Source organism: Psychroserpens jangbogonensis (assembly GCF_000797465.1).
GTDB lineage: Bacteria > Bacteroidota > Bacteroidia > Flavobacteriales > Flavobacteriaceae > Psychroserpens > Psychroserpens jangbogonensis.
Window position 1 is genome coordinate 470,378 of sequence record NZ_JSWG01000009.1, and the last position, 17,507, is coordinate 487,884.

The window sequence follows — 17,507 nt, forward strand, 5'->3', positions numbered from 1 at the left end:
TTTAAATTTTATAGTTCTATATATTAGAACCATAAATAACTTAAAAGTCACTATAGATTTAGTTAAATCTCATTTAGGATGTCAGCGGCTTGTTTTAAGGTCTCATTGGTTTTTGCAAAGCAAAAGCGTAATACTTTGTGATCTAGTTTATTGTCGTAAAAAACAGATAAAGGAATAGAAGCAATACCATTTTCAATAGTTAATTGTTTAGCAAATTCTACATCATTCATAGATGTAATTTCCGAATACTCTAATACCTGGAAATAAGTACCTTTTGAAGGTTTGAATTTAAACCTTGAATCTTTAATAAGATTTAAAAAGATATCGCGCTTTTCTTGATAGAAATTTGGGAGCTCTAGATAATTATTTGAGTCTTGTAGATAATCGGCTAGCGCTTTTTGAGTCGGATGATGTACAGAAAACACATTGAATTGATGCACATTTCTAAAGGCTTCCATTAATTCTTTTGGAGCGCAACAGTAGCCAATTTTCCAGCCTGTATTATGAAAGGTTTTACCAAAAGATGCTGTAATAAAACTACGTTGTTTTAAGTTTTTAAATCTACAAATGCTTTGATGTTGTTCACCATCAAAAATAATATGCTCATATACTTCATCACTAAGAATAATAATGTTTGTTCCATCGGTAAGTTCTTGAAGTTTCAGCATGTCATTATTACTCATCACAGTACCTGTAGGATTGTGAGGTGTATTAATGATTATCATTTTTGTATTAGGATTGATATTGTCTTTTACTGTGTCCCAATTAATTCTATAATTTGGAGCTTCTAAGGCAATAGAAATTGCTTTTCCACCATTGGCTTCAATAGAAGGTTGATAGCTATCATAAGCTGGTTTAAATATGATGACTTCATCATTTGGTTTTATAAATGAAGAAATGATTGTAAATATGGCTTGAGTTGCACCAGCTGTAACTGTAATTTCAGTTTCTGGATGGTAACTTAAGTTATATAGAATTTCGAATTTTTTAGATATGGCTTGACGTAATTCTAAACTTCCAGCCATTGGTGCATACTGATTGTAACCAGAATTCATAGCTAATGTTACACCATCAATTAATTTTTGATCGCTCTTAAAATTCGGAAACCCTTGTGATAAATTAATGGCATTGTGCTTATTGGCTAAAGCACTCATTACTGAAAAGATAGAGGTTTCTACGTTGTTGAGTTTTGGTGTGAATTGCATAAAGTAAATATACAAAGACCATTTATTCAAAAGGAAGATTAGAAACAAAAAAAACCCTTACATCTCTGCAAGGGTTTTATATGTCTAAAAGCGTTACGCTTTAGTAATTAATCTAGTACCTGTAATGTTCAGGTTTGTAAGGACCTTCAACAGTTACACCAATATAACTTGCTTGATCTTCACGAAGCTCTGTAAGCTCAACACCGATTTTTGCTAAGTGTAATTTTGCAACTTTTTCATCTAAAGCTTTAGGTAGCATATATACATCATTTCCGTAAGCTTCTTTGTTAGTCCACAATTCAATTTGCGCTAACGTTTGGTTTGTAAATGAGTTACTCATTACAAAACTTGGATGACCAGTTGCACAACCTAAGTTTACTAAACGACCTTCAGCTAAAATTATAACATCGTTTCCGTTGACGTTATATTTATCTACTTGTGGCTTAATAGTATCTTTAGTATGACCATGATTTTCATTTAACCAAGCCATATCAATTTCATTATCAAAGTGGCCAATGTTACAAACGATTGCTTTGTCTTTTAATGCTTCAAAATGACGTGATTGAACTATATCTTTATTCCCAGTAGTTGTTATTACGATATCTGTATTTCCAATAACTGTTTCTAATTTCTTTACTTCAAAACCATCCATTGCAGCTTGTAAAGCACAAATTGGATCAATTTCTGTTACAGTAACGATACTTCCAGCACCTTTAAAAGAGGCAGCAGTTCCTTTACCAACATCACCATAACCACAAACAGTTACACGTTTACCTGCTAACATAATATCTGTTGCACGACGAATGGCATCTACAGCAGATTCTTTACAACCATATTTATTGTCAAACTTCGATTTAGTAACCGAATCATTAACATTAATTGCAGGCATAGGTAACGTTCCTGCTTTTACTCTATCGTATAAACGGTGAACTCCGGTTGTAGTTTCCTCTGATAAACCATTAATTCCTGCTGCTAACTCTGGATATCTATCCAAAACCATATTTGTTAAATCTCCACCATCATCTAAAATTAAATTTAATGGTTTTCTGTCTTCACCAAAGAATAAGGTTTGTTCAATACACCAATCAAATTCTTCTTCTGTCATGTCTTTCCATGCATAAACAGCAGTTCCTGCTTCAGCAATAGCTGCAGCAGCTTGATCTTGAGTTGAGAAAATGTTACAAGAACTCCAAGTAACTTCTGCTCCAAGTGATTGTAATGTTTCAATTAAAACAGCAGTTTGAATCGTCATGTGCAAACACCCAGCAATACGAGCGCCTTTAAGGGGTTGTGAGTCTTTATACTCTTCACGTAAACTCATTAATCCTGGCATTTCTGCTTCAGCTAATTCAATTTCTTTTCTTCCCCAAGCCGCAAGCGACATGTCTTTTACTTTGTTAGCTACGAAAGGAATTGTTTTTGTATTCATATCTCTTATTTTCTTAATGTTTTTAAAAGTCGACAACTTTGGTGTTGAACTTAAAATAGTTAAATTCGCTTATCAAAATTGCCTAATTTTGCGTTTTAGCAGTGCAAAGATAACTATTAACTTTCAGAAAATTAAATGCCTCTCTATAAAACACTCATTTCTAACTCACAAACTACTGTTAAAATCTGGAAGATTACTGAGTCTTACGAGGATTTGTTAAGACCGTTAGATTTAAAATCAAACAGTTTAGAACGGGTTTTAGGAATGAAGAGCGAGCTTCATCAACGTGGATTCTTAAGTGTTCGTCATCTTCTGAGAGATTTTGGATATACAGATCAAGATTTATATTATGACGAGAATGGGAAACCACATTTAAAAGATGGAAAGCATATTTCTATTACACATTCTTTTACCTTTTCAGGAGTAATTATAAGTGATTCTGAAGTTGGAATAGATATTGAAAAACAGCGTGAAAAGATTGCTATTATTGCCAAGAAGTTTGTGGATTATGAGTTTAATTATGTGTCTGAAAAGGATGAAGACTACATTAAAAAACTGACAATTATTTGGGGAATTAAAGAGTCCTTATATAAATTGTTTGCGACGCCTGGTATGCTTTTTAGAGAACACTTTTTAGTCATTCCATTTATGCTCGATGATAATGAAACTGTAGCATGGATAGATTACAAAAACAAAAAATATAGATACAATACGCATTTCTTAGAATTTGAAGGATTCACTTGTGCTTTTGTGACAACATAAATGAAGGCAGTTTACAACAACATATTAAATTCAATTTCTAAAGGAGAAAAACTCTTAGCAGTTTTAATAGATCCTGATAAAATGGCTGTTGAAATGGTATCCGGATTTATTAAAAAGGTGAATCAATCAATCGCTACACATATTTTTGTTGGTGGCAGTACTGTTGATGAAAATGAGACTCAAGAATTAGTTGTCAAAATTAAAGTACACACAAATTTACCTATTGTTTTATTTCCGGGTGATGTAACTCAAATTACAAATCAGGCAGATGCGTTACTGTTCTTATCCTTAATTTCTGGAACTAATCCAGATTATCTAATTAGTAAACATATAAAGGCAGTTTCAAAATTGAGAAGTTCAAATTTGGAAGTCATACCAACAGGTTATGTTTTAATTGAAAACGGCAAACAAACTTCGGTAGAAAAGGTGACTAAAACCAAACCTTTATCTAGGCAAAATGTACAGCAGATTGTCGATACTGCTAAAGCAGGAGAGCTATTAGGTATGCAATTAGTGTATCTTGAAGCAGGAAGTGGTGCTTTAAACCCTGTGCCATTAGAAATAATTAGTACTGTAAAGCAAGAGTTAAGTATTCCTTTAATTGTTGGGGGCGGAATTAGAAGTAAAAAGCAATTGGAAGAGGCCTACAATTCTGGAGCAAATCTTGTCGTGATTGGAACTGCTTTTGAAGAAGATGTTTCCTTTTTTGATGAATTAAAAAAATAGCTATGAATATATCAGTTGAACTAACATTGACGCCTTTGCATGACGATTATGAACCTGCAATTATTCATTTTATAAAACAATTACGAGCTTCTAAACTAAAAGTCTTAGAAAACCCTTTGAGCACACAAGTTTATGGAGACTATGATGAGGTGATGAGCTTGTTGACTGTTGAAATTAAAGAAGCGTTTCAGCTCATAGAGAGAGGTTTGCTTCATATGAAAATCGTAAAATCTGATAGATACGACTATGAACCACATTTTTGAGTTTTTTTTTGAAACCTATCAAAATAGAGCGACTCATTTAATTGTTCTCGAAGCTATAGCCTTCTTCTTTGGTATTGCAAGTGTAATATTTGCAATGCGAGAGAATATTTTGGTTTATCCTGTCGGACTTGTTGCTACAGTAATTACAGTTTACATTTTTTTACATGATGAGCTCATGGGAGATATGATGATGAATTTTTACTATTCTGTAATGAGTATTTACGGATGGTGGAATTGGTCAAGAAAAAAGAATGATAAATATGTAGTACCAATTTCAAGAACAAGTAACAAAGAGAAGTGGATTGGATTTGGCATGTTTCTACTTACAATGCTCATAACTTATTTGATTTATAAAGGATACGGAACAGTGATCGATTCTTCTAATTATATTGATATATTCACATCAGGTATCTTTTTTACTGCGATGTGGTTTATGGCTAATAAAAAGTTAGAAAATTGGACGCTTTGGATTTTTGCAGATATTATCACAGTCCCACTTTATGCTTATAGAGGTTGGGGAATGTTATCTTTGCAATATTTAATATTTACCATTTTAGCAATACAAGGCTATTTAGCATGGAAGAAAAGCTTAAACAAATCTCAGAAGGAAACCCAAACTGTATAAAAGTCGTTTTGTATGGTCCAGAATCTACTGGAAAGTCATCACTCGCTAAAGAATTGGCTAAATATTACGATACAGTTTATGTGCAAGAGTTTTCTCGAAGTTATGCTGAAACTAAAGCAAAACAGAACCTGCAGTTATCTCAAAATGATGTTTTACCTATTGCTGTCGGACAAATTAACTCAGAAAATGAGCAACTTAAGAGAGCAAATACGTTTTTAATTTGTGATACTGACTTGCTAGAAACTAAGGTCTATTCTGAGCTTTATTATGACGGATTTTGTCCAGATCTAGTTAAAAAATATGCTTACGAAAACACTTATGATTTATATTTTTTGACTTATATTGACACGCCTTGGGAGGCTGATTCAATTCGAGATCAACCCAATTCAAGGTTGCAAATGTTTACCGCTTTTGAACAAGCTCTAGTAGAATCTAAAAAAAGATATATTATTGTTAAAGGAAGTTTTGAAGAACGACTTAGCATTTGTAAAACCCAAATAAATGAACTTTTAAATAAGGTAGATTGATTTTTTCAGAAAAAGACATACAACAAATAGAACGTAAAGGACTGACTTTAAAAAAAGTAGAAAGACAAATTGAACTTTTTGAGAATGGAATTCCTTTTGCTAATCTCGTCGCGGAAGCCACAATAAATGATGGCATATTAAGACTGTCTGATAATGACATACAACAGTTTATGTCTTATTTTGAATCTAAAAAAGACATCATTTCCATTTTAAAATTCGTTCCAGCATCTGGTGCAGCGACTAGAATGTTTAAGTTTTTGTATAGTTTTTTAGAGGAATATGATCTTGAAAAAGGAAGTATAAATTCCTATATTAATAAACACAAAAACAACGAATTGTCTCTCTTTTTTATTGGTTTAGATAAATTTCCATTTTATCATACGGTTCAAGGAAGACTTAAAGAAAATCATCCCGATTTTGATTCTTTATCTATAAACGAACAAGGTTTAAAGTTTGTTCAAATGATGTTGGATCATGACAAGCTCGATTATGGAAATTCACCAAAAGGTCTAATGCCTTTTCATGAATATAAAAACCAAGTTGTGTCTACAGCTTTTGAAGAGCATTTATATGAGTCAGCTTTATATTCTTCAAATAATGAATCTACAAAGCTACACTTTACCATATCTGAAAAACACAATCATAAATTTGACGAAGAATTTTCTAGAATTGAACAAAAAGTAGAAGAAAAAACAGGTTCCAAGTTTGATATTTCTTTTTCATATCAAAAGGAATCTACAGATACAATTGCTGTATCACCAAAAAACAAACCGTTTAGAGAAGAAAATGATTCTTTACTCTTTAGACCTTCAGGTCATGGCGCATTGATTGAAAATTTAAATGACCTTAATGCAGACATTATTTTCATTAAGAATATAGATAATGTTGTTACCTATAAATACAAGAATGAGGTTGCCAAATACAAGAAGGTGCTGGCAGGTATTTTATTAAAGATACAAGAGCAAGCATTTAATTATCTACACTTATTAGATGAGGTTGTTGTTAACGAAGAACAACTTATTGAAATAGGTGAGTTTTTGGTCAATAAAATGAATGTAAAGATTAGTTCTGAGTTTGAAAAATATTCCCTTAAATATCAGATAGAATATTTAACTGAAAAACTGAATCGCCCAATTCGTGTTTGTGGAATGGTGAAAAATGAAGGAGAACCAGGAGGTGGACCGTTCTGGGTTAAAGATGAAAGCGGAAGAATATCGCTTCAAATAGTAGAATCTGCTCAAATTAATAAGAAGAGTAAACTTCAAAAACAAATTTCAAAGAATGCCACTCATTTTAATCCTGTTGATTTGGTTTGTGGTGCTAAAAATTATAAAGGCGAAAAGTTCGATTTAAAAAAGTTTATCGATTCTAAAGCTGCTTTTATTACCATGAAAACAAAAACAGGAAAAGATCTTAAAGCACTTGAGCTTCCTGGACTTTGGAATGGTAGCATGGCTAATTGGAATACCATTTTTGTTGAAGTTCCTTTAATTACATTCAATCCCGTAAAAACAGTTAACGATTTATTAAAAGCGCCACATCAAATCAAATAAAATGTTTGATGAACAAGCCATATTAAATGAATTAGCTTTTAAAGCCGTTCGAAGTTCTGGAGCTGGTGGACAACATGTTAATAAAACTGCATCTAAGGTTGAATTGACCTTTGATTTAGAATCTTCTGAAATCTTATCAGAAGAACAAAAAGAGTTACTTAAAACTAATTTGGAAACGAGATTAACCAAAGCTTTTGTTTTGATTTTGCAGTGTGGTGAAAGCCGAAGTCAACATAAAAATAAAGCTATAGTCATAAGTCGTTTTTTAGAGTTAATCAAAACCAATTTGATTGAGGACAAAGAACGAATTCCAACAAAAACACCTAAGGCAGTTAAAAGAAAGCGATTAGCAAACAAGCGCAAAAAGTCTGAGAAGAAGTCAAATCGCAAACCACCTCAAATAGATTAATTAAAAATTTAAAGAATATTGATGCGCAATCAATAAATCTATTTTACCTTTGCAACGTTCTCAAAAAAGGGGTGCCTATTATCGGCTGAGATCATACCCATTGAACCTGAGCAGGTAATGCTGTTAAGGAAGCGAGCATAACGAAAATGTCCACTGGACATTTTTAGCGAGTGCGATAAGGTCATCAATGTTTGTTTTACTTCTGAATTTGAACATGTTGTAATTATACATGTAGTGATTCAAAACTTAAAACATCATTTCAATATTGTATAAGCTTAATGCTCAAAAAACTAATTATTAACAAAGAATAATGACCTCTTTTTATTCGATTATAAACTATAATCGCATGAAAAATTTATTCGCATTCTTAAGTCTTTTTGTACTATCGTATTGTGCGTTTTCACAAGAAAAAGAACAAGACTCAACCAAAGTTGAAAAGCTTGACGAAGTTTTAGTAAAAGCTGTTCGCGTTGACGCTAAATCACCAATTACGCATTCTAATGTTACAAAAGAAGACCTTACTAAACGAAATTTAGGGCAAGACATTCCCGTTTTATTAAACTTTTTACCTTCCGTTGTTACCACTTCAGATGCTGGAGCAGGAATTGGTTATACAGGTATTCGTGTTCGTGGTGTTAGTGCGCAATCGACTAACATTACTATTAATGGCATTCCTTATAATGATGCCGAATCTTTAGGTACGTTTTGGGTGAATTTAGGAGACTTTGCCTCATCTGTGGAAAGTCTGCAATTACAGAGAGGAGTTGGTACATCTACTAATGGTTCTGGTGCTTTCGGAGCTAGTATAAATGTGCTTACTGATGCTATTTCAAAAGAAGCTAATGGAGAAATTTCTAATTCCATCGGAAGTTTTAATACAAGAAAACATACTTTGAAGTTTAGTACAGGTGTGCTAAATGAACACTTTGAAATTGCTGGTCGTTTGTCTAATATTTCTTCAGATGGTTATATTGACAGAGCATCTACAGATTTAAAATCTTACTTTTTACAAGGGTCTTATATTGATGATAACACGCTTATTAAAGCCATTACATTTGGAGGTAGTGAAGTTACCTATCAATCTTGGTTTGGAATTGATGCTCAAACTCTAAAAGATGATAGAACATTTAATCCTGCAGGAATTTATACGGATGATGATGGGAGTACACGATTTTATGATCGTGAAGTTGATGACTACAAACAAGATCATTACCAGTTGCATTGGAGTCAGCGTTATAACAACCAATGGTCGACAACAGTAGGATTAAACTACACTTATGGTCGAGGATTTTTTGAACAGTTTAGAGAGGATGATGATTTTGACACTTATGGATTTCAGCCTTTAACCGTTAATGGCCAACAACAAACAACTACAGATTTAATTAGACGTCGATGGTTAGATAATGACTTTTACGTTTTCAATGCAAGTGCAAATTATAAGAACAATAATCTAGATATGATTTTTGGCACATCGTTTAGTCATTATGATGGAGATCATTTTGGAGAAGTTGTTTGGGCCGAGTTTGCTAGTCAGAGTGATATTAGAGACCGCTATTATGATGGTAATGGAAAGAAAAACGACTTTTCAGTATTTGTAAAAGCTAATTTTAGACTTAACGATAAGATAAAGCTTTATGGTGATTTACAAATGAGAAATGTGAATTATGCAACATCAGGAATAGCTTCCAATTTGACTAATTTTACGGTAGATGAAAATTTTACATTTTTCAACCCAAAAGCTGGAATCACTTATGAATTAAACACCAAAAACGATTTGTATTTCTCATATGCCAGAGCTAATAGAGAACCAAGTCGTGGCGATTTTGAAAACAATCCAGATATTAATCCAGAACAACTTAATGACTTTGAATTAGGATGGCGACATAAAAAAAGGAACTTTAGTTTTAATGCTAATGGTTACTTAATGCTGTACAATGAACAGTTGGTTCTTACTGGAAATATTGATGGTGTTGGAAACCCAATTCGAACAAATAGTGGAGAAAGTTATCGTTTAGGCTTGGAGTTAGAAGCTGTGATTCCTGTGTCTTCAAAATTGACTTTGCAACCTAATATTACGTTAAGTTCAAATCAAAACAGAGAAACTATTATTTCCTTTGATGGAGATTTGATGAATCTTGGCAAAACAGATATCGCTTTTTCACCAGAACTTATTGCTGCGAATGCCATCGTTTATCAACCGATTAAAAATTTACAAATGTCGTTATTAAGCAAATTTGTTGGTGAACAATACATGAGTAATACTGAAGCCGATATATCAAAACTTGATAGCTTCTTTATAAATGATTTTAGTGTCTCTTATACAATTAAACCAAAATCAATTTTTGATGCTGTTATTTTTACTGGATTGGTCAATAATATCTTTAATGAGAAGTATGTTTCTAATGGATATTATTTCACTTATGATGATGATTTTACGAATCCAGGAACAATTACAACAGTTGAAGGTGCTGGGTTTTATCCGCAAGCCACAACAAACTTTTTGTTGGGAGCTACGTTGAAATTTTAGACTCAATATAAAATATAAAAAAAACTCCCAAATTCATCATTTGGGAGTTTTTTTATGTCTTCATTATTTTGAATCAATTCGTAATTGTTAATTCAGATCCATTAGCGGTTACACGATATTCTTGCAAAGCACAAGGTAATTGCGCTCCTTCAGCAAAACCAGTTAATAAATTATATTGATTTTCTTCTGGACAGCCACAAGTTACTATTGTGCCATTAGCAGTTAAAAAAGAACAGGTGTCAGGAATATGATTAGGATCAGCAGCATCATAAGCTCTAAAGTTTCCACCTACATTAGTCACATAAATACCTGCATTTCCTTCATTAGCAATATAAACAGAATTGGTAGTAAACTGTAATTGACTATACTGAGGTAAATTCAGGCTAATAGTCCTATTGACGCCAACATTAATTAAAAAGTTACAATTATTTACAGAGTCGTCGTCACTTTTTTTACAAGTGGTTAAAAGTAAGAGCGATAAAACGAATATAAGTTTCTTCATTAGCTTGTTAAATTTTGGTGACAATTTACAATAATTTAAAGGTTGAAATAAATATTTTGTATCTTTGTATAACAAATCTCGTGCGAGCGGGATTTTTTTATTCCGGACATGTTTCGGAATCTTTTTTTTATTAATAAACGAATGAATTATGAGTAAAGTATCTTATTATACTCCTGAAGGTTTAAAAAAGTTAAGAGATGAACTTAAACAATTAAAGGATATTGAGAGACCAAATGCATCTCGAGCAATCGGAGAAGCCAGAGATAAAGGTGATTTGAGTGAAAATGCTGAGTATGATGCTGCAAAAGAAGCACAGGGTATGTTAGAAATGAAAATTTCTAAACTTGAAGATACTTTAGCAGGAGCACGTGTAATTGATGAGTCTCAAATGGATACGTCAAAGGCGCTGGTTTTATCTAGTGTGAGAATAAAAAATCAAACGAATGGTATGGAACTAACCTATACGTTGGTTGCTGATGGTGAAGCTGATTTAGCTTCAGGAAAAATCTCTGTAAATTCACCAATTGGGAAAGGTTTATTAGGGAAGACTGTTGGTGAAGTTGCTGAAGTCCAAGTGCCAAATGGAGTAATGAAATTTGATATATTAGAAATTAGCAGATAATTGAACTTGTCACATTAACTATTTTTAGTGACTAACATACATATGAAAACATTAGAAAAGATTCCTAATCATTAGGAATCTTTTTATATTTACATACACTCTAAACAAATCAATAATGGCATCTATCTTCACAAAAATCATTTCTGGCGAAATCCCATGTTATAAAGTTGCAGAAACTGAAGATTATCTTGCATTTTTAGATATCAATCCAAATGCAAAAGGTCATACACTTTGTATCCCTAAAAAGGAAATTGATAAACTATTCGATTTAGATGAGTCTTCCTATCATGGTCTTATGGAATTTTCTAGAAAAGTTGCTGTTGCTATTGAGAAAGCAGTGCCTTGTAAACGTGTAGGAATGACTGTTATTGGTTTAGAAGTTCCGCATGCACATGTGCATTTAATACCTTTAAATACAATGGAAGATGCTCAATTTATTAATAAAACTACATTGGATAAAGACGAGTTTCAATCTATTGCAGCTACTATCGCATCACAGTTATAATTAAAAGGATAAAATTCCAGTTGAAAAGAGGATTACGGCAACTAATAGTAATAGATCTATAATTACGAAAACCCAACCTGCTTTTTTGAGTTTTAAAGATTTAGGTTTTGGAGTAACTGCCCTTTTTTGATACTCTACAACCTGTTCGATATCATCTGTCCATCTAACTGGGAAAATATCGGTGTCACATGTATTGCAGCGCATCTCATGCACAGTGTCTTGTGTTATGGCTTTGTAAAATAAGTTTTCAACAAACTTCTGTTTAAACGTAAGCTCTAATCCATCATTAGAATAACATTCAGGGCAATTATTATTGAGCTGTACTTCTTTTAAAGTAAAGTGTTGTTGCAATTTCATGACTTAAAGTTAAGACAATAGTTTTAATGATATTTGCAAGGTAGTTCCCTTTCCAATTTCAGAGCTAAGAACTTTTATTTTTCCATCGTGGTAATCTTCAATAATACGCTTTGCCAATGACAGTCCTAAACCCCAACCTCGTTTTTTACTAGTATATCCAGGTTGAAAAATGGTATTGAAATTTTGTTTTGAAATACCTTTCCCAGTATCAGAAACTTTTATGTTTACAAATTTCCCGTCGCTTGTAATAGCCAAATTTAATTGACCTTTCCCTTTCATGGCATCAATGGCATTTTTAACTAAGTTTTCGATTGTCCAGCTAAATAATTGTTGATTTAAATCTACCATCATAACTTCATCAGGAGTAGAGATTTCAAAATCAATTAATTTTGATGAACGTGCTTTTAAATATTCATAGGAATCTATGGTTTCTTTGACGATATCTGATTTTTCAAGCTTTGGAATAGAACCAATTTTACTAAAACGATCGGTAATGGTTTGTAATCTTGTAATATCCTTTTCAATCTCTACTAAATAATCAGGATTTACGTGTTCTGAACGTAAAATTTCTGTCCATCCAACGAGCGAAGATAATGGTGTTCCAATTTGGTGTGCTGTTTCTTTAGCCATTCCAGTCCATAATTTATTTTGATCGGCAGTTTTTGAACTTTTATAAAAGAAATAGGCAACTGCTGCAAAAAGGAATATAATTAACAAAAGCGCTAAAGGGTAATATTTAAGTTTATTGAGTAAAGGAGAATTTCCGTAATAAATAGTATTAAAAAGTTGATCATTTATAACAACAGGAATTGGAGTATTCTCGTTTTTAAAAGTGGCTTTTAATTTTTCTAAGTATTGTTTTGATGATGCTACTTTTGTAGTATCAATATTTCTAATACTATTTATATTGTTATTAGGATCAAGTAGAATCATTGGTGTAGTCGTATTACTTTCAATAATTCTTGAGGTCACTTCTATTTCAGCATCATCGGATGATTCAATTAAAGTAGTAAGAGCATACGACCAGTTTTCCATTTTTGTGCGTTCTTCAGCCTTAAAATGTTGAAAAAACACATAGGTATTCCAAAGAATAAGTGAGATAATAATGAAGGAAGCCACAATGACGATCCATCGTGTAAAGTTTCTGTTTATGGTTTGAGCCATCAAGTATAATTTTGAATTTTAAATATACTTAAAGTATTTAGTAATTGGAAAATCTTTAAGTTCTAATCTTAATTTTAGAAAGTTATTAATATACAATGCAAATCTGTTAATAATATTGTCCTAACGAGCAAGCAAATCATTTTCATACCTTTAGCATTATGGTTACATTTGCATTCATATTAGACAAAACTAGAAATTTAGATGACATCTTTTGATCCTAAAAGTATTTCGACAGCAAGATTGCATGGTTATTTGTTAAGTGCAGTAGCACCAAGACCTATAGCATTTGCAAGCACTATTGATTCTGATGGAAATCCTAATTTATCTCCTTTTAGTTATTTTAATGTCTTTAGTTCGAATCCTCCAATTTTAATATTTTCACCTGCACGTCGTGTACGAAATAATACTACTAAGCACACTTTAGAAAATGCTCAAGCGACAAAAGAGGTCGTTATTAATGTTGTTAATTACGACATTGTTCAGCAGATGTCTTTGAGTAGTACAGAGTACGCAAAAGGGGTAAATGAGTTTGAAAAGTCAGGTTTAACAATGTTAGAATCTGATGTGGTAAAACCATTTAGAGTTGCTGAATCTCCTGTACAGTTTGAATGCCGAGTTAATGAAATTATAGAATTAGGAACTGAGGGAGGAGCTGGAAATCTAATAATATGTGAAGTGTTGAAATTCCATATTGATGATTCAGTAATGGATGACAAACAAATTATAGTTCAAGAAAAACTAGATTTAGTTGCTAGAGCAGGAGGAAATTATTACAATAGAGCAAAAAGTGGCTTCTTTGAAATACCTAAGCCATTATCAATATTAGGTGTTGGAGTGGATGCGATGCCTAGTGAAGTTAAAAACAGCATGATTTTAACTGGAAATGATATAGGGATGTTAGGTAATGTTGAGGTTTTACCAACAAAAGAAGAAGTAGAAGAGTTTATTAATAATGTTAGTGAGCGTTATCCAAATATAAAAGAGATGTCTCACAGACAAAAACATAAAATAGCGAGAAATTATTTGAGCTATGGCGATGTTAATAGCGCATGGAAGCTATTATTATCATAAAAACAATAATATAAATTAATTATAAGTATTACGAGAATGGAAGTACAAGGAAAAGTTAAAATGATTAGCGAAACGCAAACCTTTGGTAGCAATGGTTTTAGAAAAAGAGAATTGGTAGTAACTACTGAGGAGCAATATCCACAGCATATTTTGATTGAATTTGTTCAAGACAAAACAGATTTATTAAACAACTTTCAAGTTGGTCAAGGTGTAAAAGTTAATATCAACCTAAGAGGAAGAGAGTGGGTTAATCCACAAGGAGAAACTAAGTATTTTAACTCTGTTCAAGGTTGGAGAATTGAAAATCTTGCGGCAACTGGAGAAAACATGCCACCAGTAGCTCCTGCTGAAGCTTTTGAGCCAGCAACAAACTTGAATGAAGAAGATCATGACGATCTTCCTTTCTAAATAGAATAGTTAAACGTTTATTACACGTTTTTAAAATTTAAGGCTTCAATAATTACTATTGAGGTCTTTTTTTGTATTTTAAAATATAAATATTGAGTATCATTTTATATGGAGTTTTTAGGTAAGGACATTGCATTTCCTGATGTTTCAAAAGCCACGAATGAAGGATTATTATCGTATGGAGGTGATTTGTCTACTGAACGATTAATTTTGGCCTACAAGAGTGGTATTTTTCCATGGTTTGATGATGATGATGATGGACCCATTTTATGGTGGTCTCCAGATCCTCGATTTGTGCTTTACCCAGAGAAATTAAAAGTCTCTAAAAGCATGAAGCAAGTCTTAAGAAATTCTGATTTTGAAATCACAGTAAATAAAGATTTTGAAGGTATTATTAGTAACTGTTCAAAAATAAAAAGAGATGGTCAGAAAGGGACTTGGATTACCAATGACTTGAAAGATGCTTACGTAAAACTTCATAACTTAGGTGTTGCGAAATCTGTTGAAGTTTGGCTGAATGAAGATCTCGTGGGAGGTTTTTATGGAATAGATTTAGATAATGGTGTGTTTTGCGGTGAAAGTATGTTTAGTAAAGTAAGCAATGCGAGCAAAGTTGCATTTATTACATTTATTCAAAATACCAACTATAAGTTAATAGATTGCCAAGTGTATACAAATCATCTCGAAAGTTTAGGCGCAGAAGACATCTCTAGAGAAGAATTCTTAAAGTTCTTAGACTAAACTTCATTATATCTAAAACAATTTACTTCATGATCATTAATCATTCCTGTGGCCTGCATATGAGCATAAATTACTGTAGAGCCTACAAATTTAAAGCCTCTTTTTTTTAAGTCTTTACTTAAAGTGTCGCTTAAAGGTGTGTTCGCAGGAGCTTTTCTGTAGTCTTTAAAACTATTTTTTATTGGTTTGCCATCAACAAAATCCCAAATGTATTTTGAAAATGAACCATATTCTTCTTGAATTTTCATAAACGCGTGTGCATTAGTTATCGTCGCATTTACTTTAAGTTTGTTTCTGATTATACCTTCATTTTCTAGCAAGCTGTCTATTTTTTTCTGATTGTATTTAGAGATTTTTTTATAATCGAAATTATCAAAAGCATTTCTGAAATTTTCACGCTTTTTTAAAACCGTAATCCAACTTAAACCAGCCTGAAATGTTTCCAGAATTAAAAACTCAAATAGCGTTGCATCATCGAAAACAGGAACTCCCCATTCCTCATCATGATAAGCTTCGTATAAATCGTTACCAACGCACCAACCACACCTGTGTTTTTCCATAACCTTGAATTGAACTCTAAAAATAGTAAGTTTTTGCTTAATATTTCGTCTTAACCTATGACCAAACAAGGAATGATTTTAATTATATGATTTTAGTCATCTTTCATTGTTTGGGTTTATACTAAATTGCAAAAATAAAATATCATGACAACATTGGAACATATATCAGTAAAGGACATTATAAGCGAAAGCTTAACGAAAGGAATTTCATACCAAGACTATCGTACGTTGGTGCGTGATTTAGTTGAACAAGGTTCGACTACGGGAAATGAAAAAACAGAAGCATTAGCAAATTACACCATGCTTAATGACAGACGAATGAAGCGTTGGGATAAGACCATTAAAATTTCAGAAGAGGTTAAAGACAAGGTTTCAAATTTTAAAGGAAACATGACTTGGCTTGTAATTGCTGAAAGTTGGTGTGGAGATGCAGCTCATGTGATTCCTGTTCTAAATAAACTTTCTGAACTTTCTGAGAATATCGAATTGAAATTGGTTTTCAGAGATGAAAATGAAGCTTTAATGGATCAGTTTTTAACCAATGGTGGACGAGCAATTGCGAAGTTAATCATGATTGATAATACTACTGGTGAAGTTTTAAATACATTTGGACCAAGACCAAGTGAGGCAACTCAGATGGTAAATGATTATAAAACTGAACATGGAGGATTGACACCAGAATTTAAAGAGGATTTACAAGGTTGGTACAATAAAAATAAAGGACGAAATATTATTAATGATGTAATAGCATTAATAGGTCTTTAATTTTTCCCCTTAAAATAATACGTGATAGATCCAATCTGGCTTTTTGTAGTTGTATCTGACGAAAAAATGGCATTTTTGGCATACTCAAGAGCATGATCAATTAAGCATTGATTGTCTGAAGATGATGACGAATTGATATAAGTATCACTGACTTGTCCATTCTTATCGACTGTAATATTAACTACAATCTTCCCTGTCACTTCACAGAGATAAACTGGTGGAGGTAATTTTACTTTATCTCTATTTCTTAGGGAAAATGACACACTGCTACTTCTATTAGATTTACTATCGTCATCAGTTTTCTTTGACGAATGCATAGCCAAAATATCTTTAGCTTTATTAAATGATTGTCGCTCTTTTTCTTTTACAGCATACGCTTTAGAACTGTTGTAATTAGAATTAGAGGTCATCACATCGTTTGGAGTTTCTGAGGTTTCTTCTGAAACCTCTTCTTGTTCTTCGGTAGCTCTTTCGAAGTCATTAGAAGCCATCGATTTGAAGTTCTTCATCATTTCTTTGAATTCTTGGTCTTCATTAAAAGCTTGGTTGGTAGTCGATTTAGAAGCTTCTGCGGCTCTGAGTTCTTCTTCCAAAGCTCTTAACTCCTCGATTGTTTGTGGCTCTATTTCATAAAAACTTTCTGAAATAAAATCTGCAGATTTTTTAATGTGAAAACTAAACATGGCAAGAACTAAGGTTCCGGAAATTAAGAACGTAATAAGCAATGCCTTATGTTTATCTAAGAAATTCAAAAAGGTTAATTTTTAGTTTTGGTTCGTATATGAT

General features: G+C 32.4%; 21 protein-coding genes. 14 read left to right on the top strand and 7 right to left on the bottom strand.

Translation table 11 applies throughout. The features are described from left to right. Window positions 1–62: 62 nt before the first annotated feature. Together RH81_RS09120 and ahcY are read right to left on the bottom strand one after the other, a co-directional pair. On the bottom strand, window positions 63–1,205 hold the full coding sequence (locus RH81_RS09120) for a methionine aminotransferase (protein ID WP_033959853.1): 1,143 nt from the start codon (window positions 1,203–1,205) through the stop codon (window positions 63–65). Between the two features lie 112 nt (window positions 1,206–1,317). Continuing rightward, window positions 1,318–2,634, bottom strand: a complete 1,317-nt coding sequence (gene ahcY, locus RH81_RS09125) for an adenosylhomocysteinase (protein WP_033959855.1) — start codon at window positions 2,632–2,634, stop codon at window positions 1,318–1,320. Window positions 2,635–2,769: 135 nt separating this feature from the next. Here ahcY and RH81_RS09130 point away from each other — a divergent pair, with 135 nt between their 5' ends. The 8 genes from RH81_RS09130 to RH81_RS09165 all read left to right on the top strand — a co-directional run bounded on the left by RH81_RS09130 (window position 2,770) and on the right by RH81_RS09165 (window position 10,026). Beyond that, a complete protein-coding gene (locus tag RH81_RS09130) occupies window positions 2,770–3,396 on the top strand; it encodes a 4'-phosphopantetheinyl transferase family protein (RefSeq protein WP_033959856.1) in 627 nt (208 codons plus the stop codon). Continuing rightward, window positions 3,397–4,122 (top strand): phosphoglycerol geranylgeranyltransferase, encoded by a 726-nt coding sequence (locus tag RH81_RS09135; RefSeq protein ID WP_033959857.1) that lies wholly within the window; start codon window positions 3,397–3,399, stop codon window positions 4,120–4,122. 2 nt (window positions 4,123–4,124) lie between these two features. After that, window positions 4,125–4,385, top strand: coding sequence for a thiamine-binding protein (locus RH81_RS09140; RefSeq protein WP_033959858.1), 261 nt, complete (start codon window positions 4,125–4,127; stop codon window positions 4,383–4,385). Continuing rightward, the gene (gene pnuC, locus RH81_RS09145; protein ID WP_081988260.1) at window positions 4,369–5,010 is read left to right on the top strand and encodes a nicotinamide riboside transporter PnuC; all 642 of its coding nucleotides are present in this window, start codon (window positions 4,369–4,371) and stop codon (window positions 5,008–5,010) included. Before RH81_RS09140 ends, pnuC begins: the two co-directional genes overlap by 17 nt. After that, window positions 4,962–5,537 (top strand): AAA family ATPase, encoded by a 576-nt coding sequence (locus tag RH81_RS09150; protein WP_033959859.1) that lies wholly within the window; start codon window positions 4,962–4,964, stop codon window positions 5,535–5,537. The genes pnuC and RH81_RS09150 overlap by 49 nt, the downstream gene beginning before the upstream one ends. Further along, a complete protein-coding gene (locus RH81_RS09155; protein ID WP_033959860.1) occupies window positions 5,534–7,090 on the top strand; it encodes a DUF4301 family protein in 1,557 nt (518 codons plus the stop codon). The genes RH81_RS09150 and RH81_RS09155 overlap by 4 nt, the downstream gene beginning before the upstream one ends. A gap of 1 nt (window position 7,091) precedes the next feature. Next, the gene (gene arfB, locus RH81_RS09160; protein WP_033959861.1) at window positions 7,092–7,499 is read left to right on the top strand and encodes an alternative ribosome rescue aminoacyl-tRNA hydrolase ArfB; all 408 of its coding nucleotides are present in this window, start codon (window positions 7,092–7,094) and stop codon (window positions 7,497–7,499) included. A gap of 346 nt (window positions 7,500–7,845) precedes the next feature. Beyond that, a complete protein-coding gene (locus tag RH81_RS09165) occupies window positions 7,846–10,026 on the top strand; it encodes a TonB-dependent receptor (RefSeq protein ID WP_033959862.1) in 2,181 nt (726 codons plus the stop codon). 73 nt (window positions 10,027–10,099) lie between these two features. On the opposite strand, the gene RH81_RS09170 is transcribed toward RH81_RS09165, so the two are convergent. Beyond that, complete coding sequence (locus tag RH81_RS09170; protein WP_033959863.1) at window positions 10,100–10,528, bottom strand: Rieske (2Fe-2S) protein; 429 nt, start codon at window positions 10,526–10,528, stop codon at window positions 10,100–10,102. Between the two features lie 148 nt (window positions 10,529–10,676). On the opposite strand from RH81_RS09170, the gene greA reads away from it, so the two are divergent. Further along, window positions 10,677–11,150 (top strand): transcription elongation factor GreA, encoded by a 474-nt coding sequence (gene greA, locus RH81_RS09175; protein ID WP_033959864.1) that lies wholly within the window; start codon window positions 10,677–10,679, stop codon window positions 11,148–11,150. Between the two features lie 115 nt (window positions 11,151–11,265). Further along, the gene (locus tag RH81_RS09180) at window positions 11,266–11,655 is read left to right on the top strand and encodes an HIT family protein (protein WP_033959865.1); all 390 of its coding nucleotides are present in this window, start codon (window positions 11,266–11,268) and stop codon (window positions 11,653–11,655) included. On the opposite strand, the gene RH81_RS09185 is transcribed toward RH81_RS09180, so the two are convergent. Both RH81_RS09185 and RH81_RS09190 read right to left on the bottom strand, forming a co-directional pair. Beyond that, entirely contained in the window at window positions 11,656–12,012 is a 357-nt protein-coding gene (locus RH81_RS09185; protein ID WP_033959866.1) for a hypothetical protein, read from the bottom strand. A 9-nt stretch (window positions 12,013–12,021) separates the two neighbouring features. Next, window positions 12,022–13,176, bottom strand: coding sequence for a sensor histidine kinase (locus tag RH81_RS09190; protein ID WP_033959867.1), 1,155 nt, complete (start codon window positions 13,174–13,176; stop codon window positions 12,022–12,024). Window positions 13,177–13,377: 201 nt separating this feature from the next. On the opposite strand from RH81_RS09190, the gene RH81_RS09195 reads away from it, so the two are divergent. The 3 genes from RH81_RS09195 to aat all read left to right on the top strand — a co-directional run bounded on the left by RH81_RS09195 (window position 13,378) and on the right by aat (window position 15,396). Beyond that, window positions 13,378–14,247 carry a flavin reductase family protein gene (locus tag RH81_RS09195; protein ID WP_033959869.1) on the top strand — a complete coding sequence of 290 codons (870 nt, stop codon included), beginning with the start codon at window positions 13,378–13,380 and terminating at the stop codon, window positions 14,245–14,247. A gap of 36 nt (window positions 14,248–14,283) precedes the next feature. Continuing rightward, window positions 14,284–14,655 carry a DUF3127 domain-containing protein gene (locus RH81_RS09200; RefSeq protein ID WP_033959871.1) on the top strand — a complete coding sequence of 124 codons (372 nt, stop codon included), beginning with the start codon at window positions 14,284–14,286 and terminating at the stop codon, window positions 14,653–14,655. Between the two features lie 108 nt (window positions 14,656–14,763). Continuing rightward, a complete protein-coding gene (gene aat / locus RH81_RS09205) occupies window positions 14,764–15,396 on the top strand; it encodes a leucyl/phenylalanyl-tRNA--protein transferase (RefSeq protein ID WP_033959872.1) in 633 nt (210 codons plus the stop codon). Here the strand turns inward: aat and RH81_RS09210 are convergent. Next, on the bottom strand, window positions 15,393–15,956 hold the full coding sequence (locus tag RH81_RS09210) for a DNA-3-methyladenine glycosylase I (RefSeq protein WP_033959873.1): 564 nt from the start codon (window positions 15,954–15,956) through the stop codon (window positions 15,393–15,395). The two genes, aat and RH81_RS09210, sit on opposite strands and share 4 nt — an antisense overlap. A 144-nt stretch (window positions 15,957–16,100) precedes the next feature. On the opposite strand from RH81_RS09210, the gene RH81_RS09215 reads away from it, so the two are divergent. Beyond that, complete coding sequence (locus RH81_RS09215; protein ID WP_033959874.1) at window positions 16,101–16,721, top strand: thioredoxin family protein; 621 nt, start codon at window positions 16,101–16,103, stop codon at window positions 16,719–16,721. Here the strand turns inward: RH81_RS09215 and RH81_RS16485 are convergent. Next, a complete protein-coding gene (locus tag RH81_RS16485) occupies window positions 16,718–17,473 on the bottom strand; it encodes a hypothetical protein (RefSeq protein ID WP_152604813.1) in 756 nt (251 codons plus the stop codon). The two genes, RH81_RS09215 and RH81_RS16485, sit on opposite strands and share 4 nt — an antisense overlap. Between the last annotated feature and the right edge of the window lie 34 nt (window positions 17,474–17,507).

What these genes read in the sequence shown, in the direction of transcription:
- RH81_RS09120 (WP_033959853.1), bottom strand. Translation starts at nt 1,205, where the DNA reads ATGCAATTCACACCAAAACTCAACAACGTAGAAACCTCTATCTTTTCA.
- ahcY (WP_033959855.1), bottom strand. Translation starts at nt 2,634, where the DNA reads ATGAATACAAAAACAATTCCTTTCGTAGCTAACAAAGTAAAAGACATG.
- RH81_RS09130 (WP_033959856.1), top strand. Translation starts at nt 2,770, where the DNA reads ATGCCTCTCTATAAAACACTCATTTCTAACTCACAAACTACTGTTAAA.
- RH81_RS09135 (WP_033959857.1), top strand. Translation starts at nt 3,397, where the DNA reads ATGAAGGCAGTTTACAACAACATATTAAATTCAATTTCTAAAGGAGAA.
- RH81_RS09140 (WP_033959858.1), top strand. Translation starts at nt 4,125, where the DNA reads ATGAATATATCAGTTGAACTAACATTGACGCCTTTGCATGACGATTAT.
- pnuC (WP_081988260.1), top strand. Translation starts at nt 4,369, where the DNA reads ATGAACCACATTTTTGAGTTTTTTTTTGAAACCTATCAAAATAGAGCG.
- RH81_RS09150 (WP_033959859.1), top strand. Translation starts at nt 4,962, where the DNA reads ATGGAAGAAAAGCTTAAACAAATCTCAGAAGGAAACCCAAACTGTATA.
- arfB (WP_033959861.1), top strand. Translation starts at nt 7,092, where the DNA reads ATGTTTGATGAACAAGCCATATTAAATGAATTAGCTTTTAAAGCCGTT.
- RH81_RS09165 (WP_033959862.1), top strand. Translation starts at nt 7,846, where the DNA reads ATGAAAAATTTATTCGCATTCTTAAGTCTTTTTGTACTATCGTATTGT.
- RH81_RS09170 (WP_033959863.1), bottom strand. Translation starts at nt 10,528, where the DNA reads ATGAAGAAACTTATATTCGTTTTATCGCTCTTACTTTTAACCACTTGT.
- greA (WP_033959864.1), top strand. Translation starts at nt 10,677, where the DNA reads ATGAGTAAAGTATCTTATTATACTCCTGAAGGTTTAAAAAAGTTAAGA.
- RH81_RS09180 (WP_033959865.1), top strand. Translation starts at nt 11,266, where the DNA reads ATGGCATCTATCTTCACAAAAATCATTTCTGGCGAAATCCCATGTTAT.
- RH81_RS09185 (WP_033959866.1), bottom strand. Translation starts at nt 12,012, where the DNA reads ATGAAATTGCAACAACACTTTACTTTAAAAGAAGTACAGCTCAATAAT.
- RH81_RS09190 (WP_033959867.1), bottom strand. Translation starts at nt 13,176, where the DNA reads ATGGCTCAAACCATAAACAGAAACTTTACACGATGGATCGTCATTGTG.
- RH81_RS09195 (WP_033959869.1), top strand. Translation starts at nt 13,378, where the DNA reads ATGACATCTTTTGATCCTAAAAGTATTTCGACAGCAAGATTGCATGGT.
- RH81_RS09200 (WP_033959871.1), top strand. Translation starts at nt 14,284, where the DNA reads ATGGAAGTACAAGGAAAAGTTAAAATGATTAGCGAAACGCAAACCTTT.
- aat (WP_033959872.1), top strand. Translation starts at nt 14,764, where the DNA reads ATGGAGTTTTTAGGTAAGGACATTGCATTTCCTGATGTTTCAAAAGCC.
- RH81_RS09210 (WP_033959873.1), bottom strand. Translation starts at nt 15,956, where the DNA reads ATGGAAAAACACAGGTGTGGTTGGTGCGTTGGTAACGATTTATACGAA.
- RH81_RS09215 (WP_033959874.1), top strand. Translation starts at nt 16,101, where the DNA reads ATGACAACATTGGAACATATATCAGTAAAGGACATTATAAGCGAAAGC.